A 25,529-nucleotide genomic window follows, 5' to 3' on the forward strand; every position below is an offset into this window, starting at 1 on the left:
GGGGATGGACCGCAGCTGATGACGGAGAACTGGCAGCAGGAACCCACACCGTGGCTCTCCACCGCGCGTGATCGTGCCGAATCGGGACCGGAGTCGATTCCGGCGATGCCGCACGGGCTCGAGCCGGTCCCGATATCCCGACCCGGCGAGCCGGCGCCGCCGCCGAACCGGCCGATCGCGGCGCCCGGTCCGCGGCCGGAGATAGCACCGCCGCCGTTCGTCGACTCGTCGTACGGGGCGAAGCCCTATGAGCCCGGCTCTTATACGCAGCCGTCCTTTACGCCGCCGACGCCGTATTCGCCACCGGCACCGTATTCGCCGCCGGCACCGCCCCTGCCGTACGCGGAGCCGGCCCGCCCGGAACTGGCCCCGGCCTACCAGCCCGAGCCCCGTTGGCAGGAGCCGGAGCCCTACATCGCGAACCCTTATATCGAGACCGCGTATGTAGAGAACCCTTATGCGCCGCCGACGCCTCCGCCGCCGCCCCCGCCTCCCGTCGGCGAACCGATCGGCGGAAACCCGATCATCGGCAACCCCGAAGACGGCACCTCGACCATGATGGTCGCGGTCGGCACGGTCCAGCCCGCCGCCGCGCGCCCGCCGGAGGTCAGCACCGTCGAGGAGGCGGAGCGCATCCTCGGCTACGCCGTGGAGTCCCTGGACGCCGACCCGGACCTGTACTCCATCGGCACCGTCACCGACGGCGCGGTCTGCCTGATCCCGGACGACGGCCGCTGGTCCATCTTCCTGGCCGACGGCGGCCGGCGCCGCTTCGCCGGCTCCTTCGACAACCCCGAGCAGGCGGCGATCCACTTCGCCGGCGTCCTGCTCCTGGCCTCCGCCGAACGCGGAGCGCTGCCCAAGCACACCAGCCAGGCGGCACTCCCCGGCCGCAGCGCCGACCCGCTGGCCGAGATGCTCGCCGGCCCGCCGATCACCCCGATGGCCGGCGACCCGCCGACCACGCTCTACACCGACCAGCGCCTCACGATCTTGACCCCGGGCACGGAGGTCGACCGTTTCGGGGACCAACTGGGCAACACCGTCTATGCGGCCCGCACCAGATACCCGCACCGGTCCCTGCCGCCGGACTACGTAGAGCGGCCCTACCGGGTGTACCGGGTCCGTGACCCGCTGCGTGCCCTCACCGGTACCGCGATCCCGTGGTTCGGTCAGCCGGGTGGCGGAATGGCGTACCTGTTGCCGCGCTCTATAAGGGACCTTCTCCATGAGGGCGTTCTGGTGGAAATCCCCTCCGCCACGGTCGCCCCGTCCTGAGGTTCCTCGACAGCAGATCGGGAACGCGCGACACTGGTCACGCGTTTTCCAGTTAAAAGCCGTAATACGCGCTGTCGAGGTGACGCAGTGTCCTCTTCGCTCTCAGATCGCCGAACGGCCGCCCGCTTCCGGGCCGACCGAAACCTCAGCACGCGGATGCTGTCCGTGATGGTGCTGCTGGCCGCCGTCTACGGCGGCGCCATCTTCCTGATGATCCGCTTCATGGGGCGCGCCTGGCCGCTCGGGCTCGCCGTGGTCGTCGCCTTCGCCATGTTCCAGATCCTGACCTCCGGCAAGGTCGCGCTGCGCACCATGGGTGCCCGCGTGGTCACCGCCGAGGAGGAACCGGAGCTGCACGCCGTGGTCGACCGGCTGTGCGCGCTGTCCGGCATGAAGAAGCCGGCCCTGGCCGTGGCCGAGTCCCGGGTCCCGAACGCCTGCGCGGTCGGCCGCTCCAAGGGCGACGCGACCCTGTGCGTGACCCGCGGGCTGCTGGACACGCTGGAGCCGCCGGAGCTCGAGGGCGTCATCGCCCACGAACTCTCGCACGTCCAGCACGGCGACGCCGCGGTGATGACCGTGGCCGCGTTCGTCGGCGTCCTGGCCGGCCTGGTCGCCCGGGTCGGGCTGCGCTTCATCTACATCGGCGGCCGGGCCCGCGGCCTGTGGCACATCATCGTCGCGGCCATCGGCCTGATCGCGCTGGCCGCCGCCACCTGGTTCGTCTCCCTGGTCCTGACCCGCTCGCTGTCCCGCTACCGCGAGTTCGCCGCCGACCGCTCGGCGGCGCAGCTGACCGGCAACCCCTCGGCCCTGGCCTCCGCCCTGGCGAAGGTCGAGGCGAAGGTGCACGGCGGCGGCGGGATCCCGCAGACCGACCTGCGCAAGGCCGGCGCTCTGAACGCGTTCTACTTCGCGCCGGTGACCGCCGCGAAGACCACCGCGCACCACGTGCTCTCCACACATCCGACCACTCAGGCTCGCCTGGATCGGCTCACCAAGATGTCCGCGCAGATGTCGAAGAACGATTGAAAACTCATCTTCGGTCGATGACGGCCGGGTCACGCCTCGCGGCGGGCCCGGCCGTCGCGTTGTAGCCGTCAGCGCCTTTACGCAGCCCTTACGCAGGGCGGGAGGGCGGTCATCGCAGTACTCTCCCCTGATATCAGGCTATTGATTTCAGTCCTCCCAAGGTCACGGACTGATCAACTACGAATGTTCGAGTCTTTTGATTAATGCCTGCTATGCTTCGCGGGTTTTCCGGGCAGTGCCATCCCCCTGACTTCGCATGCATTCGGAAGGACCCGCGCCATGACCGAGAGCCAGACCCAGTCCCAGTGGGAGCGCGTCGGCGGGGAGCCGGCCGTCAAGGCCGTGCTCGACCGCTTCTACGAGGGCGTGCTCGACGAGCCGCAGCTCTCCGGCTTCTTCGAGAACGTCGCGGTGGACGACATCAAGCCGCACCTGGCGGAGGTGCTCAAGGTCGTGCTCGGCGGCCCCGGCGCCAACACCGAGATAGACCTGGCCGGCTACCTCACCGAGGCGCACTCGGGCCTGGGCGTCTCGGAGTCCGACTTCGAGCTGACCGGCAAGGTCCTGCTGGACACGCTGGAGGAGTTCGAGGTCCCGGCCGACATCGTCGAGACCATCGAGGGCGTGCTGGCCACCGTGCAGCCCTTCGTGGTGGCCGCGTAGTCGTGGTGGATCCGCACCTCCTGCGCACCTCCTGGGCGAAGGTCGCCCAGTACGGAGAGCAGGTGCCGTTGTTCTTCTACGGCCACCTGTTCCTCAGCCACCCCGAGGTGCGCCCGATGTTCCCGCCTTCCATGGCGGCACAGCGCGACCGGCTGGTCGCCGCCCTCGGAGCCGTCGTGGCCAACGTCGACAACCTCGACGCGGCCGTGCCGTTCCTGCAGGGCCTGGGCCGGGACCACCGCAAGTTCGCGGTGGAGCCCGGCCATTACCCGGCTGTCGGCGCGAGCCTGTTGGCCACCCTCGAGCAGTTCCTGGGGCCGGACTGGACGCCGGCGGTCGCCGAGTCCTGGACCGAGGCCTACGGCATCGTCGCCGGCGTGATGAACGACGCCGCCGCCGCGGCCGCGGAGAGCACCCCGCCGTGGTGGGAGGCCGAAGTCGTGGCGCACGAGGTGCTCGGCGGCCGGCGCGACATCGCGCGGGTCACCATCGCCACCCGGCAGCCCTACCCCTACACCGCCGGGCAGTCCATGACGCTGGAGACGGCGATGGCGCCGGCCCGCTGGCGCTTCTACACCCCGGCCAACCCGCCCCGCCAGGACGGGTTGATCGAGCTGCACGTGAAACTGATCGGCACGGTCTCCTGGCAGCTGGTGAACATCATGGGCGTGGGCGACCGGCTGCGCCTGGGCCCGCCGGTGGGCCACCAGCTCACCCTGGCCTCTACCGCGCCCCGCACCGACCTGCTGCTGATCGCCGGCAGCACCGGGATCGCCCCGCTGCGCGCGATCGTCGAGGAACTGGCGCAGACGCCCGACCACGGACGGCACGTCACCGTGTTCTACGGCGCCCGCATCGCCAGCGACCTGTACGACCTGCCGCGCCTGGAGCAGCTGGCCGCGCACCACGCCTGGCTCAGCGTGATCCCGGTGGTCTCCGACGACGCCGCCTGGGAGGGCCGGCACGGCCTGGTCGGCGACGCCGCGGCGGCCTACGGGAACTGGCCCGGCCACGAGGTCTTCATCGTCGGCTCGGCCGGCATGTGCGAGCACGCCGCGGCCCGGTTGAAGGAAGCGGGAGTGATCCCGGGGGCCATCCACCTGGAGGAGAGTCAGCCGTGAGCTTCAATGAGTACGACGGAGGACCGGGCGGCGCAGGCGCCCGGCGTCCGGAACGGCTCAGCGCCGAGCAGATCGACGCCTGGGACTTCCCGCGCGCCGGCCTGACCCACCGCGGCTACGACGAGGAGGGCGTGCTCCGCTTCAAGCGGCGCGTGCTCGGCGAGTTGCAGGCCGCCGCGCAGATCGAGGCCGAGCTGCGGCAGCGCAACGACGAGCTGACCAACCAGCTGCGCACCTCCTACGCCGGCAGCGACCCGGCCAACGGCGGCGCAGCGGCCGCGCCCACTGCGGCGCCCACCTCCTTCGCCCCGGAGCAGCGGGTCACCGCCGCCGCGGTCAACGCGATCGCGATGGCGCAGCGCCAGGCCGAGGAGCAGATCCGCGCGGCCGAGGAGTACGTCCGCAACGTCACGGAATACGCCCGCAACCAGTACGCGGTGACGGTGAACGAGGGACACCGCCAGGGCCTGCTGGCGGCGGAGTCGGCGTTCCAGCGGCGCAGCGAGCAGCTCTCGACCAGCCTGAAGTCGCTGGAGCAGCAGCTGGAGTTCCTCAAGGCGTTCGGTGTCGCCTTCGGCGTGCAGGTGGAGGGCGCGCTGGAGAAGGCCCGCGAGGAGGTGCACGTGATGATCAAGAACATCCACCAGGCCTTCGACGCGCTGAGCCGGAACCCCCCGGCCGGCGCGGGCGCCCCGCCGGCCGGCATGCCCGGCATGCCCGGCATGGCCGGGGTCGCCGGCTACCACGCCGGCTCCGCGCTGCCGGGTACTGCCTGACACTGGTCGCCGCACGACCAGGCACGCCCTCGCACCCCTGCCTAGGCTGGGAACCATGACGACAAAGGTTGCTTTCCTGGGGCTGGGGGCGATGGGCGCGCCGATGGCGGCCCGCCTGATCGGCGCCGGCTACGAGGTCGTGGTGTGGAACCGGACGCCCGCGCGCGCCGAACCGCTGGTCGCGCTCGGCGCGGGCGCGGCGGCCGCGCCGGCCGAAGCGGTGGCCGGCGCGGAGTTCGTGGTGACGATGCTGTCCGACCCCGCCGCCGTGGCCGCGGTGGCCGAGTCCTTCGCCGGCGCGCTGCGCCCGGACGCGGTCCTGGTCGAGATGTCCACGATCGGGCCGGACGGGACCGAGCGGATCAGGGGTCTGATCCCGGCTTCGGCCGGCCTGGTCGACGCCCCGGTGATGGGCAGCGTGGACCGTGCCGAGAACGGCACGCTGGCGGTCCTGGCCGGCGGCACCCCCGAGGACCTGGCCCGCGCGGCCGAGCTGCTGAGGCTGTTCGGCAACGTCACCGAATGCGGCGGCCCCGGCAGCGGCTCGGCCCGCAAGCTGGTGCTGATCAGCGGCATCGTCGCCGGGGTGGCCGTGGTCGGCGAGGCGCTGGCGCTGGCCGAGCGGCTGGGCATCGCCGATCCGCGCGCGGTGCTGGAGGGCAGTCCGCTGGCCGGACTCGTGGCCCGCGCCTTCGCCACCGGCGTCGACTTCTCCGCCGAGATGGCCGCCAAGGACCTGCGCCTGGCCGGCGAGGTCCTGGACCTGCCGGTGATCGCCGCCGCGCACCGGGCGCTGGAGGCGGTCCCGGATCCGGACGCCGATCTCGGCGAAGCGGTGCGGGCTTTGAACGAGAAGCGCTGATCAGACCTTCGAGAACGCGGCTGCGGCCCGGCCGGCACGAGGCCGGACATGAGGCCGGGCACGAGGCCACGGCCACGCGGGCACGAGGTCGGGCCGCCCCGAAACAGCGGCCCGGCCCCGTGCGTTCAGGGTGCGCCTGGTTCTACTCGCTGTCGACCACGGTCCCGACTGCCAAGAGCGCGCGGTACGGGAGCCGCAGGGTCCCGTCCTCGTCCGTCAGCTCGGCGGCGACCCGCAGATAGGTCTCGCGGAAAGCGGCGCGGACCTCGGGGGCCTGCGCCTGGTAGTTCCGGCCGGACGGCCCGACGCCGGACCCCATCGACATCCACCACTCGTCCGCGGTGGTGAGATGGTCCCAGTCGATCACGCTGGTGGTGACGTCCGCCAGTCCCACCTCGCGGAACAGCCCGGCCAGGCCCTCCTCGGTCCGCGGGTAGTCGTCGGCCAGGACCAGCGGCGGCATCTGCCGCGGGATCCAGCCCTCGGTCGCCGCGCCGGTCCGGGAGAACACGCTCCGCCCGGCGGAGCGCTCCGCGGGCCACAGGGTGAACGCCACCCGGCCGCCGACCTTGGCCACGTCCCGCAGTGCCCGCAGCGCGACCTTCGGCCGCCCGAAGTGGTCCAGCACGAAGTTGCCGGCCACCGCGTCGAACGTCCCCGGCTCGAACGGCAGGTCCGGCACGACCGCCAGCAGGAACTCGGCCTCCGGCGCCTTCATCCGCGCCAGGTCGAGCATCGAGGGCTCGGCGTCGACGGCCGTCACCCTGGCCCCGCGCGCCACAGCGGCCCGGGCCACGGTGCCCGTCCCGGTGCCCACATCGAGCAGGGTGCTGCCGGCCGAGACGGCGGCGCCGTCGAGCAGAGCGGGAATCGTGTACGCGCACAAGGAGGCGTAGACGGCGTCGTAGCCGGAACCGGCGTCGGCCCACAGCACGCGCTCTGCCTCGTCGAAGGTCTCGGATACGGAGGATGTCGATGGATCTTCGGACTTGGACACGCCGGTAGCCTAGCGGGATGCGCGCACACCAACGGGTGGCTTCCCGCAACGCCAGGTTCCAGCAATGGCAGACCCTGCTCACCAACCGCCAGAAGCGCCAGCGCGCGGGCCGCTTCCTGGTCCAGGGCGTCAGGCCCCTGACCCTGGCCGCCGAACAGGGCTGGGGCATCGAGGAACTCCTGGTCGACGCCGACCGCCGCCTCTCCCGCTGGGCCGAGGACTACATCGACGCGGTCGCCGTGGCCGACGCCGAGGTGGTCGCACTCCCCGGCGACATGCTGGCCGAACTCGGCGAGAAGGACCAGGACACCGCCCCCGAACTGCTCGCCGTGGTCGCCATGCCCCCGGACGACCTCACCCGCGTCCGCCTCACCGACGACTTCCTCGGCATCGCCTTCGACCGCCCGTCCCAGCCCGGCAACCTCGGCACCCTGATCCGCTCCGCGGACGCCTTCGGCGCCGCCGGCCTGGTCGTCACCGGCCACGCCGCCGACGTCTACGACCCGCGCACCGTGCGCGCCAGCACCGGCTCCCTGTTCGGCCTGCCGACCGTCCGCACCCAATCGCACCGCGAAGTCCTGGAATGGCTGTCCGGAACCGGCGTCACCATCGTCGGCACCGACGAGAACGGCGACACCGACATCGAGGACTACGACTTCTGCGCCCCGACCCTGATCGTGGTCGGCAACGAGGCCGTGGGGATGAGCACGGCCTGGCGCGAGGCCTGCGACCGCGTACTGAGCATCCCGATGAGCGGGACGGCGAGTTCGCTGAACGCCGCCAACGCGGCCACGGTGGTCTTGTACGAAGCGGCGCGGCAGCGGAGGCGGCGGTAGGCGATCGGTCAGGCGGCCCGGCGGATCTCGGTCATCAGCGCGGCAACGTAACGGTCTGCGGCGTCCGCGGCGAAATCCGCCTCGGAAACGAACGCCACCACAACGTCCCGGCCGCTGAGCGACCGCAGCACCGCGAGGTTCGGGTGCGGGATGTCAGTACACGCCTCGCCCGGCTCGACCATGGCGATCGCCTCTGCGATCGCCGCAGCCGGCAGCGGATACGACCCGGTGCCGCTGCGGTACCCCACCACCGTGGCCACGGCGACGCCCGGGAGGTAGCCGCCGCGCACGTTCGCGCGCACGACGGCGCCGTCCGGCGTCAGCAGTCCCCACGCCGCCGGCTGCTCCCAGCCGAGGCGTTGCTCCATCGCGGCCCGCGCGGCGTTGATCGCCTCGACCGTCTCCCAGCGCTCAGTCACGGCGCCACGCTATCCAGGTCGGCTGGTGAACAGCTACGCCAGCCCGTAGATCGCCGTCGCGGTGCCGCCGAACACCGCTTCGCGCTCGGCCTCGGACAGCTCGGCCGTCAGCAGCGTCGCGGTTTCCACAACCTGTGGGTAACTCGCGCCGAGCGTGCTCACCGGCCAGTCGCTGCCGAACATCACGCGCTCGGGCCCGAACGCCTCCAGCACCACGTCGGCGTAGGGCCGCAGGTCCGCGACCGTCCAGTGCTCCGGGTCCGCCTCGGTAACCATGCCGGACAGCTTGCAGCTGACGTTCGGCAATTCTGCCAGGGCCCTGACATCCGTGGCCCACGGCTCGCGGTCGCCGGCCGCGATCGGCGGCTTGCCCAGGTGGTCCAGGACGAAGCGGAGGTCCGGCACGGCGCGCGCGGCGGCCACGCAGGCCGGGAGCTGGTCGGCGCGCACGATCAGGTCGAAGGCCAGCCCGGTCGGCGCCAGTTGGCGCAGGCCCCTGAGCGTGTCCGGCTCAGTCAGCCAGGCGCCGTCCGGCAGTTCCTGCACCTGGTGCCGGATGCCCACCAGCCGGCGTCCGCCGACGCCGGAGAGCAGTTCGCTCAGCCGCTCGCCGAAGGTCGGCGCGGCGACGTCGGTCCAGCCCACCACCCCGGCGATGAGATCCGATGTCTCGGCCAGCTCCAGCATCTCCGGGGTCTCGTCGACCGCGTGGATGGTCTGCACCAGCACTGTCGCCGAGACCCCGGCCGCGGCGGCCAGCGGCTCCAGGTCGGCCAGGTGGAAGCTGCGGCGCAGGGCGGGCAGTTCCGCCGTCCATGGCTGGTCCCGGACCGCCAGATCCCACAGATGGTGGTGCGCGTCGACGATCCGCATCCTCAGCCCTCCGGCAGTGTGAAGATCACCGGCAGCGGCTCGTCTCCGCCGGCGAGCGAGAAGTCACGGAATGCCCCGACCCGCGCCTGCCACGCGTGATCGGCCTCCTTGTCGGCCAGGAACGCCTTCAGCGCTTCCCAGTCCTCGCACTCGACCAGGTGGAACAGGTCCACGCCGTTGCGCCAGATCGTCCACGCCGTGCAGCCGCCGGCCCGCAGCAGTTCCGGGATCTCCGGCGGGATGTCGTCGTGTGCCTGTTCGTACCCTGTGATGCCCTCCGGCTTCAGCCGGGTGTGGATGGCGACCCGCACTTGAACCCCTCATCGTGAAATACATCGGATCTTTCCCTGATCGGCCGCGAGTCTAGTGCCCTTTTGCGCACGGTGGAACGACCACGTCCAATGGCTGAGGTGAGGGACCCGACCCCGGTCAAAGACCACGCCGCGCGCCTCGTCCGCTTCCAGCGCATCGAGATCGACGCCACGCGGCTGGTCCTGTCCGGGATCGCGCTGGCGCTCCCGGTCGCGGTCGGCGCGGCGACCGGCCACCTGTCCGAGGGCCTGACCGCGGTCCTGGGCGCGCTGCTGGTCAGCTCGGCCGGGCACGACGGCGGGTGGAAGGCCCGCGGCGCCGACCTCGGCGCGACGGCCGCGGTCGGCGCGCTCGTGGTCTGGCTCGGGGCGGTGCTCGGCGCGCAAGGCGGCGTGGCCGGCGTCTGGATCGTGGCGGTGGCCTGCGCGGCGGCGCTGCTCGGCGGCATCGGGACGCTGGAGGCGCGGATCGCCGCGATCGCGACGGTGTTCACCGTCATCGGCGCGCACCTGGGCACGGGCCCCGATTCGCCCGGGCACATCCTGCTGTACGTCCTGCTGGGCATGGCGACAGCCGCCGCGCTCACCCTCGGCACCCACGCCCTGGGCCGCGCGCTGTCACCCCTTCGGCGCAGAGAACTGGAGGGGCCGCCGGGGCCGGAGTGGCCGTTCCGGCGGGACGTGCCGAAGTGGCGCGCCGAGTTGCACACGTGGCACGGCTGGCAGTACGCGGTACGCCTGACCGCATCGATGGCGGTGGCCGAGGTGGTCGCGCAGTTCCGGCCCGGCGCGCACTCGTACTGGATCGCGCTGACGGTCTCGCTGGTGGTCCTGCGCGACGAGGCCGCGGCGCCGATGCGCGCGCTGGAGCGCGGCCTGGGCACGACGATCGGCGTGCTGGTCGGCGGCGGGCTGATCGGGGTGCTGCCGACCTGGGGCATCGTGGCGCTGATCGGCGTCATCGGGGCGGTGCGGCCGTATCTGAAGCTGGCCAACTACACCGCCTACGCCGCCGTGATGACCCCGCTGATCACGATGCTGAACGAGCTCGGCAACGACATCTCGTGGGCGGTGCTGCGCGAACGCGCCCTGGACACGCTGATCGGCTGCGCGATCGGGCTGTGCGTGGGCTACCTGCCGTGGCGGATGTGGTCAAGCAGACAGGGCTGAAGGATAGGGGAACCTAACCTCGCGGAATACGATCTCCTCATGCCCGGTTGAAGGGTTTGTTCAACTTTCAACCAACAGGAAGGTCCCACCGTGAGCCAGATGCAGTTCGGCGTCTTCACCGTCGGAGACGTGACGCCCGACCCCACGACGGGCCGCGCGCCGACCGAGCACGAGCGCATCAAGGCGATGGCCGCCATCGCCGAGCACGCGGAGCAGGCCGGCCTGGACGTCTTCGCCACCGGCGAGCACCACAACCCGCCGTTCGTCCCCTCCTCCCCGACCACGCTGCTGGGCTGGATCGCCGGCCGCACCTCCAAGCTGCTGCTGAGCACCGCGACCACGCTGATCACCACCAACGACCCGGTGAAGATCGCCGAGGACTACGCGATGCTGCAGCACCTGGCCGACGGCCGCGTGGACCTGATCATGGGCCGCGGCAACACCGGCCCGGTGTACCCGTGGTTCGGCAAGGACATCCGCGACGGCATCGACCTGGCCCTGGAGAACTACGCGCTGCTGCGCCGGCTCTGGGACGAGGACGTCGTCGACTGGTCCGGCCGCTTCCGCACCCCGCTGCAGGGCTTCACCGCCACGCCCCGGCCGCTGGACGGCGTCGCGCCGTTCGTCTGGCACGGCTCGATCCGCTCCCCCGAGATCGCCGAGCAGGCCGCGTACTATGGGGACGGTTTCTTCCACAACAACATCTTCTGGCCGAAGGAACACACGCAGCGCATGGTCGCGCTGTACCGCCGGCGCTTCGCCCACTACGGGCACGGCACCGAGCAGCAGGCGATCGTCGGATTGGGCGGCCAGGTGTTCATGCGCAAGAACTCCCAGGACGCGGTCCGCGAGTTCCGGCCGTACTTCGACAACGCCCCGGTCTACGGCCACGGCCCCTCCCTGGAGGAGTTCACAGCCGAGACCCCGCTCACGGTCGGCACCCCGGAGCAGGTGATCGAGCGCACCCTGTCCTTCCGCGACTACGTCGGCGACTACCAGCGCCAGCTGTTCCTGCTGGACCACGCCGGCCTGCCGCTGAAGACGGTGCTGGAGCAGATCGACCTGCTCGGCGAGCAGGTGGTCCCGGTGCTGCGCAAGGAGTTCGCGATCGGCCGCCCCGCCGACGTCCCGGACGCCCCGACCCATGCGAGCCTGGCGGCCCGGTCCGCGGGGAGCCAGGCGGGGACGGCCGCGACGCGGGATGATGAGCGGTCGGCTTTGTTCGACACGAAGGAGGCCATCGCACCGTGAGTGCTTACGAGGCGGCGAACAACGGGTTCGGCGACGAGGGCTTCACGCCGTCGGGCGGGAGCGCCTGGTTCGGCCGGCAGGCGGGCCTGCCCGCGAACGGGCACGAGGCCGGGGCACCGAACCAGTACGGCGCCGGCGCCGGCACAAACGGCCTCGCCTACGCGGACCTCGGCTTCCCCGAGATCCCCGCCGGCCCGACCTTCGCCGCACCCTTCGCCGCCCCGCCGGCCACCCGCGCCCCCGATCCCGCCAGCAGCAGCGCCCTGCTTCCGGCCCGGGCCCACCCCGGCCCGCCGCGCCCCGGCCCGGCCGGCGACGTCCTGCGCCTGGTCGCCGTCACCGCGGGCCTGGGCCAGCCCTCGACCGCGCGCATCCTGGCCGACCGGCTGGCCGAGGCGGCGCGCGGCCGGCTCGGCGAGCGCGGGCGGCAGGTGCTGGTGGAGGTCCTGGAGCTGCGCGATCTGGCGCTGGACATCGCCGGCGCGATGGTCGCCGGCTTCCCCGGCGCCAAGCTGCGCGCCGCGCTGGACGCCGTGGAGGGCGCCGACGGCCTGATCGCCGTCAGCCCCATCTACACCGCCAGCTACAGCGGCCTGTTCAAGTCCTTCTTCGACGTCCTGGACAAGGACGCGCTGACCAGCAAGCCGACGCTGATAGCGGCCACCGGCGGCACCGCCCGCCACTCGCTGGCGCTGGACCACGCGCTGCGCCCGATGTTCGCCTACCTGCGTGCCTTCATCGTCCCGACCGCGGTGTTCGCCGCCTCGGAGGACTGGGCCTCGGCCGGGGAGGGCGCGCTGTTCGAGCGCATCGAGCGGGCCGGCGGCGAACTGGCCGACCTGATGGCCGGCCAGCCGGGCGCCGCCCGCCGGCGCCGCGACGAGTTCGAGGACGTCGTGCCCTTCGAGCAGCGGATGGCGGCGCTCAGGTCCGGGATCTGAGTTCCGAGTTCTGAGTTCGCGCGAAAACCGGAGTCTCTGAGTTCGCGCGAAAACCGAAGCATCGCCTCACAACCGGGCCTTCCCCTCCAGCCGCGGCCACGTCAACGCCGCCGACCCCCACGCCAGACCGGCGCCGATCGAGGTCATCAGCACCCGCTGCCCGGCGGCCAGCCGGCCGGCGTCGTGCGCGTCGGCCAGCGCCAGCGGGATCGACGCCGCGACCGTGTTCCCGACGTCCTGGATGTTCGCGACCACGCGCTCCGCGCCGATCCCCAGCCGCTCGGCGACGCCGTGGATGATCCTGATATTCGCCTGGTGCGGTACGAACCGCCGCACCGAGGCCGCGTCCCACTCGGCCTTGTCCAGGACCCGGAGCGAGGAAGCCGTCATCTCCCGCACAGCCCGCCGGAACACCGCGGGCCCGTCCATCACCAAGTACGCCCGCTGATTCGCCACCGGCATCCCCAGCCGGTCCCGCGCCCCGCCCCCCGGCACCTCCACGGCCGCCACCTGCGACCCGTCGCTGCCCAGATCGAACGCCCGCAGCGCGCCGGGCTCGTCCGGGTCCCCGGCGCGCAGCACCAGCGCCCCGGCGCCGTCGCCGAAGATCGAGGCGGTGAGCCGGTCCTGCGGGTCCACCAAAGTGGTGAACACGTCCGCGCCGATCACCAGCACCCGGTCGGCCATGTGCCCCCGGATCAGCGCGTTCCCCGTGGCCAGGGCGTGCACGAACCCCGCGCACACCGCGTTGACGTCGAACGCCGCGATCCCGGTGTACCCCAGCCGCGAGGCCACCTCCGGCGCCGACGCCGGGCATAATCGGTCCGGGGTCGTGGTGGCCAGCAGGACCACGTCCAGCGCGCCCATCCCGGCCCCGGCATCGGCCATCTCCAGAGCCCGGGCCCCGGCCTCCACCGCCAGATCGACGGTGGAGACCCCGTCGGCGACGTGGCGCCGGACGATGCCGAGCCGTTCCCTGATCCACGCGTCGGACGTCGCCAACCGTGAGCTCAATTCGTTGTTGTCGACGGAGCGGGGCGGCACGCAGCCGCCCACCCCCTGGACGACTGCCGCGCGTGTGGTCACGCGGTCGATTCTCGCCGGGGCGAACCGGACTCACATAGGACTTTCGCGATGAATTCACCCGTAAGGTGCACAACCGGCTTGTTTCCGCCAGGTTCGCCATCCCATGGTCTTGAGCATGGATTCCCCCTGGATCTTCACCGCCTTCCGCGCCCCCGCCGATCCGGACGCGGCCCCCGAGGCCCTGCAGGAGATACGGCGTCTGCGCGCCCGCGTCCTGTTCGATCAGGGCCGGCGCCCGGCCTTCGCCAGCCGCGGCGGCGACCACCCCGGCGCCCGGCCCGACGCCCAACCCGACTCCCAACCCGACGCCCAGCCCCAGGACCACGGCGCCTGGCACTTCGCCGCCCGGCGCGGCCGCGACGGCCTGCACGGCCCGCCGCTGGGGTATGTCCGGCTCCTGACACCGGCCACCGCTTCCCGGTACCAGTCCAGGGAATTCCTCGGTGCCACCCGCTATGACGAGGTCCTGCACACCGAGGGCCTGACTCCAGGATCAGTGTTCGAACACAGTCGGCTCGTCGTCGAGCACCGGGCCCGCAAGCTGGGCCTGGGCCTGCACCTGAACGCGCTGGCCGTGGCCGCCGCCCACGAACTCGGCGCGGCGGCGATGATCGGCACTTCCGGCACCGCCGACGGCCAGGACCGCTTCCACGGGCGCTTCGGCTTCCACCCGGTCGCCGGCACCCGGCGCTACGTCGAGAAGTACACCGAGGACGTCGTCATCCTGCTGCACCGCTGCGCCGAGGGCGCCGGCGAGCACACCGCCCTGGTCGACGACTACCGGCTGCTGTTCCGCTACGACCTGATGGAACAGGGCTGCCCCGCCGGAGCCGTCGGGACAGCCGGAGCCGCCGCGGCCGTCGAAGCCGCCGGGCCCGGGAGGGGGCGCTCATTCACCGTCCCGCACCGCGGGCCGGTCTGGCGCGACGCCCCGCCGCGCCGCCTCACCGCGATCGGCCCGGCGGACCCGCACCGCTGGAAGCCGGTCCTGTTCGAGCCGGCCCGGCACGACGACCGGGTGGCGATGGGCTCGCTGCTGGACACCGGCGCGGTCCGCGAGGTCGCCGACACCATCGAGGCCCAGCTGGAGGAGCTGATCCGGGCCCGCGACCCCGGGCGCGTCCTGGACGCCGACGAGCTGGACGCGGCCCGCCGGGACCAGCTGGACGGCGCCCGGCCCTGGGACTACGGCGCCTGGGCCTGGTACCCGTGGTCCGGCCGCCTGGTCCACGTCCTGCCGCGCGAGGAGTTCCGCCTGGTCCGCACCGACCGCAACCGCGGCAAGATCGACCGGCCCGAGCAGCGCCGGCTGCTGGACAAGCGGATCGGCGTCATCGGCCTGTCGGTCGGCAACAGCGCCGCGCTGACCCTGGCCCAGGAAGGCGTCGCCGGGGCCTTCAAACTGGCCGACTTCGACACGCTGAGCGTGTCCAACCTGAACCGGCTGCGCGCCGGCCTGCACCAGATCGGTGTGAACAAGGCCGTCATCGCGGCCCGGCAGATGTTCGAGATCGATCCCTATCTGGACATCGAGATCTTCCCCGCCGGCCTGACCGAGGACACGGTGAAGGAGTTCTTCCTGGGCGGCCATGGTCCGATCGACCTGCTCGTCGAGGAATGCGACACCCCGTGGGTGAAGCTCGCCGCCCGCGAGGCCGCCCGGGACCTGGGCGTGCCGGTGGTGATGGACGCGAACGACCGCGGCCTGCTGGACATCGAGCGCTTCGACCGCGAGCCGCACCGGCCGCTGCTGCACGGCCTGCTCGGGACGCTCACCCCCGACGACTGCCTGGACCTGACCTTCGACCAGCGCGTGGATCTGATCCTGGCCATGGTCGACGCCGACCGGATCTCCCCGGCGCTGGCCGCGAGCATCCCGAAGATCGGCCGCACGCTGAGCAGCTGGCCGCAGCTCGCCTCCGGAGTGGCGCTCGGGGGCGCGCTGGTGACCGAGGCCGCCCGGCGGATCCTGCTCGGCGGCCCCTGTGCGTCCGGCCGGTTCTACGTCGATCTGGAGGAGCTGATCGCCGACGGCCGCAATCAGGCTGCCGTCAGCTTGCCCAGCGCCCCGTAGAACCAGACGTTCTCCGCGCCGACGGCGTCCTCGGCCTTGTCCGGACGCCAGGCCGGCAGGTTCACGATGCCCGGGTCGACGATGCGGAAGCCCTCGAAGAAGCCGGCGATCTGCTCGCGCGTGCGCGGCGAGGGGTTCTTCATCACCGCCTGGTACTGGCTCTGGACGTTGCGGACCAGGTCGCCGGTGGCACCGTCGATCGTGGCGTGCGTCAGCGCCAGGTAGCTGCCCGGTGCCAGCGTCCGCCGGTAGGTCTGCAGCACGCCGGCCGGATCGTCGGCGTCGTTGACGAAGTGCCAGGCGGCCAGGGCGGTGAGCCCCACCGGCTTGTCGAAGTCGATCAGCGACTTGACGGTGGGGTCGCCCAGCACCCGCTCGGCGTCGACCATGTCGGCCAGCACCGCGCCGGCGTTGTCGTTGCCGCGCAGGATGTAGTTGCTGTGGCTCACCGCGGGCGGGTCGTTGTCGATGTAGACGACCCGCGCCGCCGGGTCCACGGCGTGCGCGAGTTCGTGCACGTAGTTCTGGGTCGGGATCCCGCTGCCCAGGTCCAGGAACTGCCGGACGCCGTCGTCCAGCATCACCCTGATGGCCCGGGCCAGGAAGAGGCGGTTCTGCTGCAGGATCATGCGCCCGTTGGGCTCGATCGCCAGCAGCTGCCGCCCGAAGTCCCGGTCGGGGGCGAAGTTGTGCTTGCCGCCGAGCAGGAAGTCGTACAGCCGCGCGACGCTGAACACGTCGGTGTCGATGTTCGACGGGAGGTCGTCGAAGATCGCGTCCACGTCGGTGCCGGCGGGCACTCCGGTCGGGTCGGTCATCGTCTTCGTGCTCCTTGGGGAAGTCGGAGGTCCGGGTGCGGCGTCCGCGACCGCGAACCGCCGCGACCCACCCCTCTAGGCTTGCACTGTTCCCTGGCCGGCCGCTGCTGTTCGGCGACCTTTATAAGACCTCTTCCATAGACTTCTTCGGCCCGGTGCCGCCCCCGGCGGCGCCGCGCTGCTTGCGGTACCGGTCCAACCGCACGTCCAGGGCCTGCACGACGGCCTCGTCGTCGTGCGGGACCAGAAGTGTGCGGGCCCGGTTCATTTCGGTCGTGAGTCGCACCGATCCGGCCAGGGTGGCCATCCGCGCCGCCTCGGCCAGCGCCGCGCAGGCCGCCGGCACGTCGCCGAACTGCACCTGCGCCTGGGCCCGCCGGGCCAGCGCCATCGCGTTGTTGTGCAGGTAGGCCGGGTTGAACCGCTGCTGCGCCAGGGCCCCGGCGTCTGCGGCCTCCACCGGATGCCCCAGAAGCAGGTGGCACTCGCTCTCCCGGGCCCAGTAGAACGACGGGCCGTAGAAGCCCCAGCGCTCGGCGGCCGGCTCGGCCCAGTCGATGCGCTGCATCTGCCGCCGCTCGCGCTCCAGCGCCGCGAGGCTGCGGGCACCCTGGCCGGCCGAGGCGTAGACCCGGGCCGTCATGTCGGCGGCGTAGGCCTTGGCCCGGCGGCTCGGGCTGCGCTTGGCCGCCTCCTCGGCGGCCTGGGCGTGGTCGATGGCGGTCTGGTGGTCGCCGGAGGACATGCTCAGATGCGCCTGGGCGGCCAGGATGTTCGCCGCCAGCTCGTAGTCGTCGGCCTGGTAGGCGGCCTTGCGCGCGTCCTCGTAGTAGAACCGGGCCGCGTCGTCCTGGCCCATGTTGAACATCATCCAGCCGAGCAGGTGCGCCAGGTCGCCGTAGACGACCCAGGCCTGGCCGGTGAGCCCGGGAGGGGCGTCCCTGACCACGGCCTCCATCATGGCGCGGACCGCGAGCCCGGTCTGGACCGTCGCGGACGGGCCCAGGGCGGCGTTCTGCTGGCGCAGGCCGCCGACGATCAGCCCGGTGTTCTCCACCATCGCCGGATCCACCCGGCCGTTCGGGGTCGGCAGGACCGCCTCGCCGGCCAGCGGCGCGGCCGCGGCGACGGCGAACAGACTGCTGAGATTCAGCAGCGCCGAACGCCGGGACAGGCTGTTGCCGCCGTCGGGGGACTCCATCAAGGAGCTGATTTCAGCGGCCGTCGACATCGAGGACAGCAGCTCGCCGGGGTTCGTGCCGAGGTCGTCGTACACCTGCTTGGCCGGGGGCGCGCCGAAGTAGGGGTCGTACCGCGCCTCGAGGTTCGGGGCCGCAGCCGCAAGTGCGTACGGCTGCGGGGCTTGGCGGGGCGGCGGCAGCAGCCCGCCGGCCGGACCCGGCTCGCGGACCTGGCTGAACATCGGGCGCTTCTTGGCGCCGTAGTCGTCCAGGTCGGACAGGAGTTCGGCGACGCTGCACTCGTACAGCTGCGCCATCCGGTCCAGGACCTCCAGCGACGGCGCGTAGCCGGTGGAGCTGGGCCAGGCCTCCCAGTAGGAGAAGTTCTTGAAGGTCTTCGGGTCGTCCGGCCAGCGCCGGTTCCACCGCTCGGCGGCCTCCGGCTGGGTCCAGCCGCGGGCCTGGCGCAACGCGACGCGCGCGTTGACGTGGAACCGCCGCTGGAACTCCCGGCCGATGTCGGCCCAGGAATGGTCGGTGGCCCGCAACTGCTCGGACAGCTGAGCCTGGATCTGTTTCAGACTCCTGGGTTTCCTGCTCATCCTCTGGAGATCCCTGCCTCGGCGGGCGGCCCTCACCGTCCGGACCCGTCACGCTGCTTTCGGTACCTCGAATGTGGCGCGCCGCCACAGCCGCTACGGGACCGGGGCCTTTTCCTCCCTGCGTTGCCGGGAGAAAATGTCGGTTGCCGCATTGTCCCATCGCCCAGCGCGATGATGTGGGGTAGTTGCTGTAACCGTAGGCGGACTTCAGGAGGACTCGCCGTGCGAACGACTCAGGAGTCGGAGAACTGGGCGGTCGAGTTCATCCGGACCGACGGGGAGAAGCAGTCGCTGTCCGTCGAGGACGGCTTCGAGACCCGCGGGGACGCCGAGTACTACGGCCAGTGCACATGGTCCTCGCCCGGCGGGCGGGGTATTGAGCAGGTGCGCGTGCGGCAGCTGCCGCGCGGCCCATGGATGCCGGTGGCGCCGGCGTCGGTGTGCGGGGGGATCCGCCTCTAGCGCTGCGCCTTCCGGGGGGATACCGGCGTGCGTCCGCAGTCCGCGCGCCGGTTCGGGGATCCCAGCCCGTCCGGGGACGGTTTCGGTTTCAGGATCGAGCCGGCCCGGGCGGGTTATTCGCCGTCCCCGACCGCTCCGAAGCCGCCGCGCTCCCCAAGCCCAGGAAGCGCGACGACCGCGGGAACTTTATCGGATCACCGCTCGAGATCCGCGAACATCTTGGCCAGCAGCGTGTTCAGCTGGTCGCGTTCGGCGGCGCCGAGCGGACCCAGGACCTCGTTCTGGACCTCTTGAGCCTGCGCGTCCAGCTCGGCGAGCAGCGTGCGGCCGGGCTCGGTGAGCGCGACACTGACCCGCCGGCGGTCGGCGGTGTCCCGGGCTCGTTCGACGGCTCCCGCCCCGGCCAGCTCGTCCACGATCTTGGCCATGTCGCTGGGGTCGATCGCCAGCCGCACCGCCAGGTCCCGCTGCACGTGCGGCCCGAAGTCGGCGAGCGCCGCCAGCACCGCGTGGTGCCACAGCCGCAGCCCTCGCTCCGCGAACCGCCCGGCCAGCCGGTTCCGCGCGATCTTGCCTGTCCGCGAGAGCAGGTAGGTGGTCAGTCCGGTCAGCGAGGGCGGGAGCGCCCGCAGGTCATCCATGGTATGACTATAGGCGCAAGCCCATCATGGGTCAGCACCCACTAATTTGGAGACGCGATGGACGCGCTGCACTCCCGCCTGCTGGTGCCCCGTTTCGGGGAGATGTTCGACTTCTACCAGGCCGTCCTGCCCGGGATGCTCGGCGCGAAGCTGATCAAGGGTTCCCCGGCCGGCCCCTACGCCAACTGGGACGTCGAGGACCAGGCGGTCCTGGTCCTGTTCGACCGCGCGACCATGGCCGCCGTCGCCGGTACCGCGGAGCTGCCCGCGACCGCGGCGCCGGCACAGGACCACACGATGTTCGTGTGCCGCGTCGACGACGTGGAGGCCGGCGCCGAGCTGTGCGTGCGGCACGGCGCGACGCTGGTGGCGGCGCCGACGGACCGGCCGGACTGGGGCCCGACGCTGCGGACCGCGCATCTGCGGGATCCGGAGGGGAACCTGATCGAGCTGCAGTCGTACGAGGGCTGAGTCTGCTTCTGCCATTAGCTCTGCCTCCGCCTCTACCTCTGTCTATGCCAGCGCCGCGGCCTGCCATCGCAACGTCCGCGGCACGTCCCGGACATCGATCCGCGCCGTGTAGAGCGCGCCGTCGGGCCCGACCGCCCCGGCCACGACCCGGCCGTGGGCGTCGACGGCCAGCGAGGGCCGCAGGATCGGACCGGGCCCGCTGTGCCAGCGCCGGACGCCGCCGGCCGCGCCGACCTCCGGCTGCCAGACCACCTCGACCAGCCCGCGGCGTCCGCGCTGGGCCAGGAAGACCCCGCCGGCGTGCGGCTGGATCGCCACGACCCCGAACCCGCCCTGCCCGCCGAGCGTCCCCCGCTGCGGCCGCCAGTCGCCGCCGGCCGAGCGGGACATGACACTCAGGACGCCGGTGTCGGCGGCCCGGGCGGCCAGCAGCGCGCCGCCACCGCGCATCGTGTGGACAGTGGGCGGGTCACCCATCGGGGGCAGGGCCGCATGGCTGAGCAGCGGCCCGCCGGAGGACCCGATGCGCCAGGTCCAGAGCACGTGACCGACGGCGTGGAGCTCGACGTCACCCGCCTGGGTGACCGCCGCGGTCAGCCCGTCCCGAACCTGGTGCCCGCCGATGTCCTGCCACTCGGTCCAGGCCGCCCCCGGCATGTTCAGATCGCGACAACGCCAGGACACGGACATGTCGGCGTTGCGCACGAAAACGTGGAGCACGCCGCGCCCGTCGACCACCGCGGTCGGACAGCCGACGTCGGCACAGTCCTTGGTCTCCGCGCCGATCGGCGTTCCGAGGCCGGTCCAGGGGGTGAAGCCGCCGTCGGGTCGCTCGCCGGCGACGACCACTTCCTGGCTCCAGGTCCCCCGATCGGGGTCGCTGGTGGTGCGCAGCCCGACGAGCTGCGCGCGATGATCAGGCGCCACTGCAACCACCAGATGAGGGGTCAGGGAGAAGGCGGTGTTCTGGTCTTTCCCAATGCCGCTACCGATCCCGCTGCTACCGATCCCGCTCCCAATCCTGTTGTCGCTCCTGCTCCCGCTCCCGTTGATCCCGTTCTCGGTCCCGATTCCCGCCCCAGGGGTGAAGTCCCCACTCCCCGGCGCCGTCTCCGTCCACATCACCGCCTGCCCGCCGACCGCTGCGAAGGCCCGCAGCCGTCCGTCCGGCCCGAGACGGAGCCAGTCCGTGGTGCCGACGTGCCGCAGGTTCGTGCTCTGCGACCAGCCCGGCCGGGCCGCGTCGCCGCCGACCGTGCGGTCGCCGCAGCCGACCGGGTCGCCGCACTTGCGCCGGTCGGCCCAGCCGTAGACGCCCAGCAGGCGGAGCTTCTCGCGGCCGCTGGAGCCGCCGAGGTTGTGGCGCCAGCGCGCGTTCCCGTAGCCGACGTAGGCGTCCAGCCGCACGGCGGAAGGGCCACGCCGGGCCCGGTGGTCGGCGTAGGCCGCATAGGTGAACCAGGCGGTCGCGGTGTGGTCCTCGTTGTCGGTGTGGACGCCGGAGTCGGTGAGCCAGGCCCGCTCCCTCGGGCCGACGCCGCGGCGCTCGGGGTCGGGGTCCATGGTGCGCACCACAGTGGGCTGGAAGCGGTCCATCAGGTCCGTGAGCGTGCCGACGAGCTGGTCGCGGGTGTAGACGCCGGCGGTTATGGCACTCTCGCTGGGCTGGAGAACGGGGCGGGTCGTGAGGGTGCCGCGGTAGAGCGCGGCCAGTGGCGTGTGGTTCTCGTCGCCAGGCGTGGAGCCGGTGTAGCTGCCCATCGAGATGTCGAGGAAGACCAGCCGGACCCGCGGATCGGATTCCAGCTCGCACAGCTCCGCCTCACCCCCGCGCGTGACCAGCACGCTGCGCCGCCAGGGCGCGTCGTCGTCGGCCCCGGCCATGCGCGCGTAGGCCGAGCGCAGCCCGTGCTGCCGCGCGGCGGCGAACGGCGCACCGCCCCCGGCCTCGGCGGCCGTGAGCACGACCGTGGTCACCTCGCCGCCGGTGCGCACCGAGTCGGCGATGTCCGGGTTCATGAAGTAGAGGTCGTCGTCCGGATGGGCGACGACCTGCATGAACGCGACCCGGCTCACGAGCCGGGCCGGACGGTCGACCATGTCGGCCTGGGCGGTGGTGACCGCGCTGTCGGCACCGAGCGCGCCGAGCGCCAGTGCTCCCATCCCGAGCAGCCCGAGCTCGCGACGAGACAAGTAAGGCACCTTGACTCCTGTGTGGCTGGATTTCCCCGCAAACCATATTCGGGACGCTGGGGGAGGCCCGTCGGTTGCCTTCGGAGTCACTCGATACGGTCTGAATTCGAACGGACACACAGCGGCGCCCCCGATCCGGACCGGATCGGGGGCGCGCTCAGAACTCTTTGTGCAGGTGCCAGACCTGCCCGGCGGGGATCAGCCTGCCCGGCAGGGGTCAGACCTGCCCGGCCTTCTCCAGGGCACTGCAGCAGGTGTCCACGATGAGCCGGGTCACGACGTACGGGTCGACGTTCGCGTTCGGCCGCCGGTCCTCGATGTAGCCCTTCTTGTCCACCTCGACCTGCCACGGGATGCGCACCGAGGCACCCCGGTTGGACACGCCATAGCTGTACTCGCTCCACGGCGCGGTCTCATGCTGCCCGGTGAGCCGCTCCTCGATCCCGGACCCGTACGCGCGCACATGCTCCGCCGGCTTGTCCCCCTCACCCAGCGCCTCACACGCGGTGATGATCGGATCGTACGACTCACGCATCGCCTTGGTGGAGAAGTTGGTGTGCGCCCCGGCCCCGTTCCAGTCCCCCTTCTGAGGCTTGGCATCGAACGAAACCCCCACCCCGAACTCCTCAGCGACCCGCAGCAGCAGATAGCGCGCGACCCACATGTGGTCGGCCACCTCCACCGGCCCCGCCGGCCCCACCTGGAACTCCCACTGCCCCGGCATGACCTCGGCGTTGATCCCCGAAATGGTCAACCCGGCAGCCAGGCAGTAGTCCAGATGCCGCTCCACCAACTCCCGCCCGAAGACAGCGTCAGCCCCCACCCCACAGTAGTACGGCCCCTGCGGCGCCGGAAAACCACCGCCCTCCGGAAAGCCCAACGGCCGGCCACCCTTGAACAGCGTGTACTCCTGCTCGATCCCGAACCACGCCTCCTGCTCAGCGAACCGCTCAGCAACCTCCCGAGCCTCCGCCCGCGTGTTGGAAACGTGAGGAGAGAAGTCGATGTCCTCCACCTCACACAACACCAACACGGAGTCCCCACCCCGCACCGGATCCGCACACGTGAACACCGGCCGCAACACCCGGTCCGAAGAACGCCCCTCAGCCTGGCCCGTCGAAGACCCGTCGAACCCCCACACCCCCGGCACAGCCCCATCACCGAGAATCCGCGTCTTCGACCGCAGCCCCGCCGTAGGAACACCACCGTCAATCCAGATGTACTCAGCCTTGTAGACCATCCCGCACCTCACCAGACGAACCGATCAACCGAAACCCAGGACACCCCGACCGCCCAGCAACCCCACCACCGAGCCACCCCACCCTGACCCCACCCCAAGTCCCCCCCGTTTCGCCGGTGTTAACGCCACATCAACTGACCCAAAATCACCCCCCCGACAACCCACCGTGACCCCCGACACACCCCCTGACCTGCCCAAGCCACCCCCACAGATACCGATTTTCGAGGAAGGCCATCGGGCGTGTACTATCGACAACGTCGCAAGCGCGCGTAGCTCAACGGATAGAGCATCTGACTACGGATCAGAAGGTTAGGGGTTCGAATCCCTTCGTGCGCACCTAGCAAGACACCAACCCCAGGTCGATGACCTGGGGTTTTGTGTTTTCCGGACTCGACCACTCGACTCGAGTCGAGGCCTAAAGCCTTCGGAATCAGGCCGTGTGATGACGATGTGATGACGGCCGTACGGAGTCCGTGTGCTGACGGGCTGTTTCTCGCCGTGCCGACGTATCGCTTCCCGTTCATAAGTCCAGGTGGTCGTCACCGATTCGAGTGCCAACTGTTCTGACTTTTCTGGTCCCAGGCGTAACGTCCGTGGCGGGGTGGCACGATCCAAGGCGAGTCGAGCCGAACTGTTGGAGGCCACGTTGACCAGGTACGCAGTGGACGCCGAACGCTCGACACTGATCGGGTCGTATCCCACCGGCACCGGGGACGCGGCGTTTACCGTGGCGGCGCTCCCCCCCCGGGGACGGCGGCGGACGCTGCGCTGTGGGTGGCGGCGCGGCTGAATGGGCTGTCACGGGCCCTGTGGCGCAGCTACACCCATCCGGCCGCAGCGGCCGGCGACGACCTGTCCGACAACACTGAGGGTTGGCGCCGACAAAGCGAACGTGAAGAATTCGACCAGGTACTGGATGCGGTCGCCAAGCCGAACCTGCCGGACGAGGACGGCTCGATCATCGTGGAGTACAGCACCGTTGCCGAGAGCGCACATCGGCTGGGCCGCGCGCTGCACACGGTCGGCGATGAAGACTTCGCCGCGACGGTGCGCTCGGAAGTCGCCACCGAGATCGCAACGGTGACACAGGCCGAGTTGGGAGATCTATCCGGCCGAGCAGTGCAGGCCGTAGTGCTGTCACGAACCTCAGCCTCGCCGGTACAGGTCGCTGCCGCTGACGCACTTCTGCGCCAGGAGCCGCTCGGCAGGCCGGAGCTCTTCACCACCGTGGACCCGACCTCGGCGGCAGTGGCCGCAGCGCACTGGCTGCACGCCGCGGCCACCGTAACGGCCGAAGCCTCAGGCTACGACGTGACCCAGGTGGTGGCCGCAGCCGACGACATCGAAGACGTGCCATTCGCCACCCCCACCATGGTTCTGGAGATGATGCACGCGGGCGCAAGTCCCCACGAGGCCGTCACCGCCCTAATCGGCGAAGCCATGGACATCACCGAGGGGAAGATCCCAAACCTGCCCGGCCTGATGCAGGCACTCACCGAGGCGACCGAAAATGCCGAGCAACTCGACGACGGAAGCGATGGCGACGCACTAAAGATGCTGCTCGGCCAGATCCGCACCACACCGCTGGACACCTCCCGTCCCGCGCCGGACTTGCTGGAGGATCTGTTGACCGGGATCTATGCCTGCGCGCTGCTGTATCGGGAGTACGAATCGGACGTCAATGACGAGGAACCCGTCAAAACATTCAACCTCGATGAGGTCGACGACGTGGTCGGCGCTGTAACGGCAGAAGACGGTGCCGACTCCGACGACGATGAAGACGAAGACCAGGACTCTGACTGGCCTGAGTTGGCATCGCCCAGGTTCCTGGCCGCAGTGCGCGCACAGGCTGCAGCCACCGTCGGCCGACTGGTGTGACACGCGGCGTCAGGACTCATAGGCCAGACCCGAAGAGCTGATCACCCTGACTGTCGCCAGCTGCCTGTGGGGTTCAATAACCCTGCCGAGGCGCTGACCTGGGGCTATGCTGCGGCGTCGTATTCGTTGAGGAGGCCGCCGAGGGTCTTCGTTCGAGTGATCCGGTGGGTTGGGAACGGGATGACTTTCGGGTCGTCCAGTGGCGCCCGCAGGTTCAGCCCATGGCCTTGGTGCGAACGTCCGGCGTTGTAGTGCTCGGCGTAATGCTCCAGGACAACCCGCAGATGGCGGTCGCCGACGATGAGGATCCGGTCGGTGCATTCGGAGCGGAGGGTCTTCACCCAGCGTTCAGC

24 protein-coding genes, 1 tRNA gene and 1 pseudogene are annotated in these 25,529 nt (G+C 71.2%); 15 read left to right on the plus strand and 11 right to left on the minus strand.

Annotated features, from left to right (window positions below; genetic code table 11):
* The first annotated feature begins 18 nt into the window (after positions 1-18).
* The 6 genes from ABIA35_RS42360 to ABIA35_RS42385 all read left to right on the plus strand — a co-directional run bounded on the left by ABIA35_RS42360 (position 19) and on the right by ABIA35_RS42385 (position 5,732).
* On the plus strand, positions 19-1,278 hold the full coding sequence (locus ABIA35_RS42360) for a glycohydrolase toxin TNT-related protein (RefSeq protein WP_370361739.1): 1,260 nt from the start codon (positions 19-21) through the stop codon (positions 1,276-1,278).
* Positions 1,279-1,446: 168 nt separating this feature from the next.
* The gene (locus tag ABIA35_RS42365; RefSeq protein WP_370361740.1) at positions 1,447-2,310 is read left to right on the plus strand and encodes a M48 family metalloprotease; all 864 of its coding nucleotides are present in this window, start codon (positions 1,447-1,449) and stop codon (positions 2,308-2,310) included.
* Positions 2,311-2,589: 279 nt separating this feature from the next.
* Positions 2,590-2,973 (plus strand): group 1 truncated hemoglobin, encoded by a 384-nt coding sequence (locus ABIA35_RS42370; protein ID WP_370336566.1) that lies wholly within the window; start codon positions 2,590-2,592, stop codon positions 2,971-2,973.
* A gap of 5 nt (positions 2,974-2,978) precedes the next feature.
* Complete coding sequence (locus ABIA35_RS42375) at positions 2,979-4,094, plus strand: globin domain-containing protein (RefSeq protein ID WP_370361741.1); 1,116 nt, start codon at positions 2,979-2,981, stop codon at positions 4,092-4,094.
* Positions 4,091-4,870: a hypothetical protein gene (locus tag ABIA35_RS42380; RefSeq protein WP_370336563.1), complete on the plus strand. Its 780-nt coding sequence runs from the start codon at positions 4,091-4,093 to the stop codon at positions 4,868-4,870. Before ABIA35_RS42375 ends, ABIA35_RS42380 begins: the two co-directional genes overlap by 4 nt.
* Before the next feature lie 55 nt (positions 4,871-4,925).
* Positions 4,926-5,732 carry an NAD(P)-dependent oxidoreductase gene (locus ABIA35_RS42385; RefSeq protein ID WP_370361742.1) on the plus strand — a complete coding sequence of 269 codons (807 nt, stop codon included), beginning with the start codon at positions 4,926-4,928 and terminating at the stop codon, positions 5,730-5,732.
* 142 nt (positions 5,733-5,874) lie between these two features.
* On the opposite strand, the gene ABIA35_RS42390 is transcribed toward ABIA35_RS42385, so the two are convergent.
* Positions 5,875-6,729, minus strand: a complete 855-nt coding sequence (locus ABIA35_RS42390) for a class I SAM-dependent methyltransferase (protein WP_370361743.1) — start codon at positions 6,727-6,729, stop codon at positions 5,875-5,877.
* A 17-nt stretch (positions 6,730-6,746) separates the two neighbouring features.
* Here ABIA35_RS42390 and ABIA35_RS42395 point away from each other — a divergent pair, with 17 nt between their 5' ends.
* Positions 6,747-7,565: a TrmH family RNA methyltransferase gene (locus tag ABIA35_RS42395; protein ID WP_370336557.1), complete on the plus strand. Its 819-nt coding sequence runs from the start codon at positions 6,747-6,749 to the stop codon at positions 7,563-7,565.
* Between the two features lie 8 nt (positions 7,566-7,573).
* Here the strand turns inward: ABIA35_RS42395 and ABIA35_RS42400 are convergent, their stop codons facing one another.
* Genes ABIA35_RS42400 through ABIA35_RS42410 form a run of 3 tightly spaced genes read right to left on the minus strand, consistent with a single transcriptional unit; the run spans position 7,574 to position 9,168 of the window.
* Positions 7,574-7,984 carry a hypothetical protein gene (locus ABIA35_RS42400; RefSeq protein ID WP_370361744.1) on the minus strand — a complete coding sequence of 137 codons (411 nt, stop codon included), beginning with the start codon at positions 7,982-7,984 and terminating at the stop codon, positions 7,574-7,576.
* Positions 7,985-8,017: 33 nt separating this feature from the next.
* Positions 8,018-8,857 carry an amidohydrolase gene (locus tag ABIA35_RS42405; protein ID WP_370361746.1) on the minus strand — a complete coding sequence of 280 codons (840 nt, stop codon included), beginning with the start codon at positions 8,855-8,857 and terminating at the stop codon, positions 8,018-8,020.
* 2 nt (positions 8,858-8,859) lie between these two features.
* Complete coding sequence (locus ABIA35_RS42410; protein WP_370361747.1) at positions 8,860-9,168, minus strand: L-rhamnose mutarotase; 309 nt, start codon at positions 9,166-9,168, stop codon at positions 8,860-8,862.
* 99 nt (positions 9,169-9,267) lie between these two features.
* On the opposite strand from ABIA35_RS42410, the gene ABIA35_RS42415 reads away from it, so the two are divergent.
* The 3 genes from ABIA35_RS42415 (at position 9,268) to ABIA35_RS42425 (ending at position 12,530) form a co-directional block, all read left to right on the plus strand.
* Entirely contained in the window at positions 9,268-10,338 is a 1,071-nt protein-coding gene (locus ABIA35_RS42415) for an FUSC family protein (RefSeq protein WP_370361748.1), read from the plus strand.
* A 99-nt stretch (positions 10,339-10,437) separates the two neighbouring features.
* Positions 10,438-11,589 carry an LLM class flavin-dependent oxidoreductase gene (locus ABIA35_RS42420; protein ID WP_370337566.1) on the plus strand — a complete coding sequence of 384 codons (1,152 nt, stop codon included), beginning with the start codon at positions 10,438-10,440 and terminating at the stop codon, positions 11,587-11,589.
* A gap of 263 nt (positions 11,590-11,852) precedes the next feature.
* On the plus strand, positions 11,853-12,530 hold the full coding sequence (locus ABIA35_RS42425; RefSeq protein ID WP_370337564.1) for an FMN reductase: 678 nt from the start codon (positions 11,853-11,855) through the stop codon (positions 12,528-12,530).
* Between the two features lie 66 nt (positions 12,531-12,596).
* On the opposite strand, the gene ABIA35_RS42430 is transcribed toward ABIA35_RS42425, so the two are convergent.
* Positions 12,597-13,616, minus strand: coding sequence for a beta-ketoacyl-ACP synthase III (locus ABIA35_RS42430; protein ID WP_370336547.1), 1,020 nt, complete (start codon positions 13,614-13,616; stop codon positions 12,597-12,599).
* A 115-nt stretch (positions 13,617-13,731) separates the two neighbouring features.
* Between ABIA35_RS42430 and ABIA35_RS42435 the strand changes: the two genes are divergently transcribed.
* Positions 13,732-15,690 (plus strand): ThiF family adenylyltransferase, encoded by a 1,959-nt coding sequence (locus ABIA35_RS42435; protein ID WP_370361749.1) that lies wholly within the window; start codon positions 13,732-13,734, stop codon positions 15,688-15,690.
* On the opposite strand, the gene ABIA35_RS42440 is transcribed toward ABIA35_RS42435, so the two are convergent.
* Both ABIA35_RS42440 and ABIA35_RS42445 read right to left on the minus strand, forming a co-directional pair.
* Entirely contained in the window at positions 15,657-16,508 is an 852-nt protein-coding gene (locus tag ABIA35_RS42440) for an SAM-dependent methyltransferase (RefSeq protein ID WP_370361750.1), read from the minus strand. The two genes, ABIA35_RS42435 and ABIA35_RS42440, sit on opposite strands and share 34 nt — an antisense overlap.
* A gap of 121 nt (positions 16,509-16,629) precedes the next feature.
* Complete coding sequence (locus ABIA35_RS42445; RefSeq protein WP_370336541.1) at positions 16,630-18,291, minus strand: helix-turn-helix domain-containing protein; 1,662 nt, start codon at positions 18,289-18,291, stop codon at positions 16,630-16,632.
* A 222-nt stretch (positions 18,292-18,513) separates the two neighbouring features.
* On the opposite strand from ABIA35_RS42445, the gene ABIA35_RS42450 reads away from it, so the two are divergent.
* Positions 18,514-18,753, plus strand: coding sequence for a hypothetical protein (locus ABIA35_RS42450; RefSeq protein WP_370336539.1), 240 nt, complete (start codon positions 18,514-18,516; stop codon positions 18,751-18,753).
* 194 nt (positions 18,754-18,947) lie between these two features.
* Here the strand turns inward: ABIA35_RS42450 and ABIA35_RS42455 are convergent, their stop codons facing one another.
* Positions 18,948-19,394, minus strand: a complete 447-nt coding sequence (locus ABIA35_RS42455; RefSeq protein WP_370336537.1) for a MarR family winged helix-turn-helix transcriptional regulator — start codon at positions 19,392-19,394, stop codon at positions 18,948-18,950.
* 57 nt (positions 19,395-19,451) lie between these two features.
* Here ABIA35_RS42455 and ABIA35_RS42460 point away from each other — a divergent pair, with 57 nt between their 5' ends.
* Positions 19,452-19,865 carry a VOC family protein gene (locus ABIA35_RS42460; protein ID WP_370361751.1) on the plus strand — a complete coding sequence of 138 codons (414 nt, stop codon included), beginning with the start codon at positions 19,452-19,454 and terminating at the stop codon, positions 19,863-19,865.
* 42 nt (positions 19,866-19,907) lie between these two features.
* On the opposite strand, the gene ABIA35_RS42465 is transcribed toward ABIA35_RS42460, so the two are convergent.
* Entirely contained in the window at positions 19,908-22,058 is a 2,151-nt protein-coding gene (locus ABIA35_RS42465; protein WP_370361752.1) for a PIG-L family deacetylase, read from the minus strand.
* Positions 22,059-22,275: 217 nt separating this feature from the next.
* Positions 22,276-23,298: a glutamine synthetase gene (glnII, locus tag ABIA35_RS42470; protein ID WP_370361753.1), complete on the minus strand. Its 1,023-nt coding sequence runs from the start codon at positions 23,296-23,298 to the stop codon at positions 22,276-22,278.
* Between the two features lie 263 nt (positions 23,299-23,561).
* On the opposite strand from glnII, the gene ABIA35_RS42475 reads away from it, so the two are divergent.
* A tRNA-Arg gene (locus tag ABIA35_RS42475) sits at positions 23,562-23,634 on the plus strand.
* A gap of 438 nt (positions 23,635-24,072) precedes the next feature.
* On the plus strand, positions 24,073-25,176 hold the full coding sequence (locus ABIA35_RS42480) for a hypothetical protein (protein WP_370336529.1): 1,104 nt from the start codon (positions 24,073-24,075) through the stop codon (positions 25,174-25,176).
* A 104-nt stretch (positions 25,177-25,280) separates the two neighbouring features.
* Here the strand turns inward: ABIA35_RS42480 and ABIA35_RS42485 are convergent.
* Positions 25,281-25,529, minus strand: a pseudogene (locus ABIA35_RS42485) (hypothetical protein); the annotation flags it as partial.

The sequence above is a fragment of the Catenulispora sp. MAP12-49 genome (assembly GCF_041262705.1).
In the GTDB taxonomy this organism is placed as follows: Bacteria; Actinomycetota; Actinomycetes; order Streptomycetales; family Catenulisporaceae; genus Catenulispora.

What these genes read in the sequence shown, in the direction of transcription:
- ABIA35_RS42445 (WP_370336541.1), bottom strand. Translation starts at nt 18,291, where the DNA reads ATGAGCAGGAAACCCAGGAGTCTGAAACAGATCCAGGCTCAGCTGTCC.
- glnII (WP_370361753.1), bottom strand. Translation starts at nt 23,298, where the DNA reads ATGGTCTACAAGGCTGAGTACATCTGGATTGACGGTGGTGTTCCTACG.
- ABIA35_RS42440 (WP_370361750.1), bottom strand. Translation starts at nt 16,508, where the DNA reads ATGACCGACCCGACCGGAGTGCCCGCCGGCACCGACGTGGACGCGATC.
- ABIA35_RS42405 (WP_370361746.1), bottom strand. Translation starts at nt 8,857, where the DNA reads ATGCGGATCGTCGACGCGCACCACCATCTGTGGGATCTGGCGGTCCGG.
- ABIA35_RS42435 (WP_370361749.1), top strand. Translation starts at nt 13,732, where the DNA reads ATGGATTCCCCCTGGATCTTCACCGCCTTCCGCGCCCCCGCCGATCCG.
- ABIA35_RS42385 (WP_370361742.1), top strand. Translation starts at nt 4,926, where the DNA reads ATGACGACAAAGGTTGCTTTCCTGGGGCTGGGGGCGATGGGCGCGCCG.
- ABIA35_RS42370 (WP_370336566.1), top strand. Translation starts at nt 2,590, where the DNA reads ATGACCGAGAGCCAGACCCAGTCCCAGTGGGAGCGCGTCGGCGGGGAG.
- ABIA35_RS42455 (WP_370336537.1), bottom strand. Translation starts at nt 19,394, where the DNA reads ATGGATGACCTGCGGGCGCTCCCGCCCTCGCTGACCGGACTGACCACC.
- ABIA35_RS42395 (WP_370336557.1), top strand. Translation starts at nt 6,747, where the DNA reads ATGCGCGCACACCAACGGGTGGCTTCCCGCAACGCCAGGTTCCAGCAA.
- ABIA35_RS42360 (WP_370361739.1), top strand. Translation starts at nt 19, where the DNA reads ATGACGGAGAACTGGCAGCAGGAACCCACACCGTGGCTCTCCACCGCG.
- ABIA35_RS42365 (WP_370361740.1), top strand. Translation starts at nt 1,447, where the DNA reads ATGGTGCTGCTGGCCGCCGTCTACGGCGGCGCCATCTTCCTGATGATC.
- ABIA35_RS42460 (WP_370361751.1), top strand. Translation starts at nt 19,452, where the DNA reads ATGGACGCGCTGCACTCCCGCCTGCTGGTGCCCCGTTTCGGGGAGATG.
- ABIA35_RS42420 (WP_370337566.1), top strand. Translation starts at nt 10,438, where the DNA reads ATGCAGTTCGGCGTCTTCACCGTCGGAGACGTGACGCCCGACCCCACG.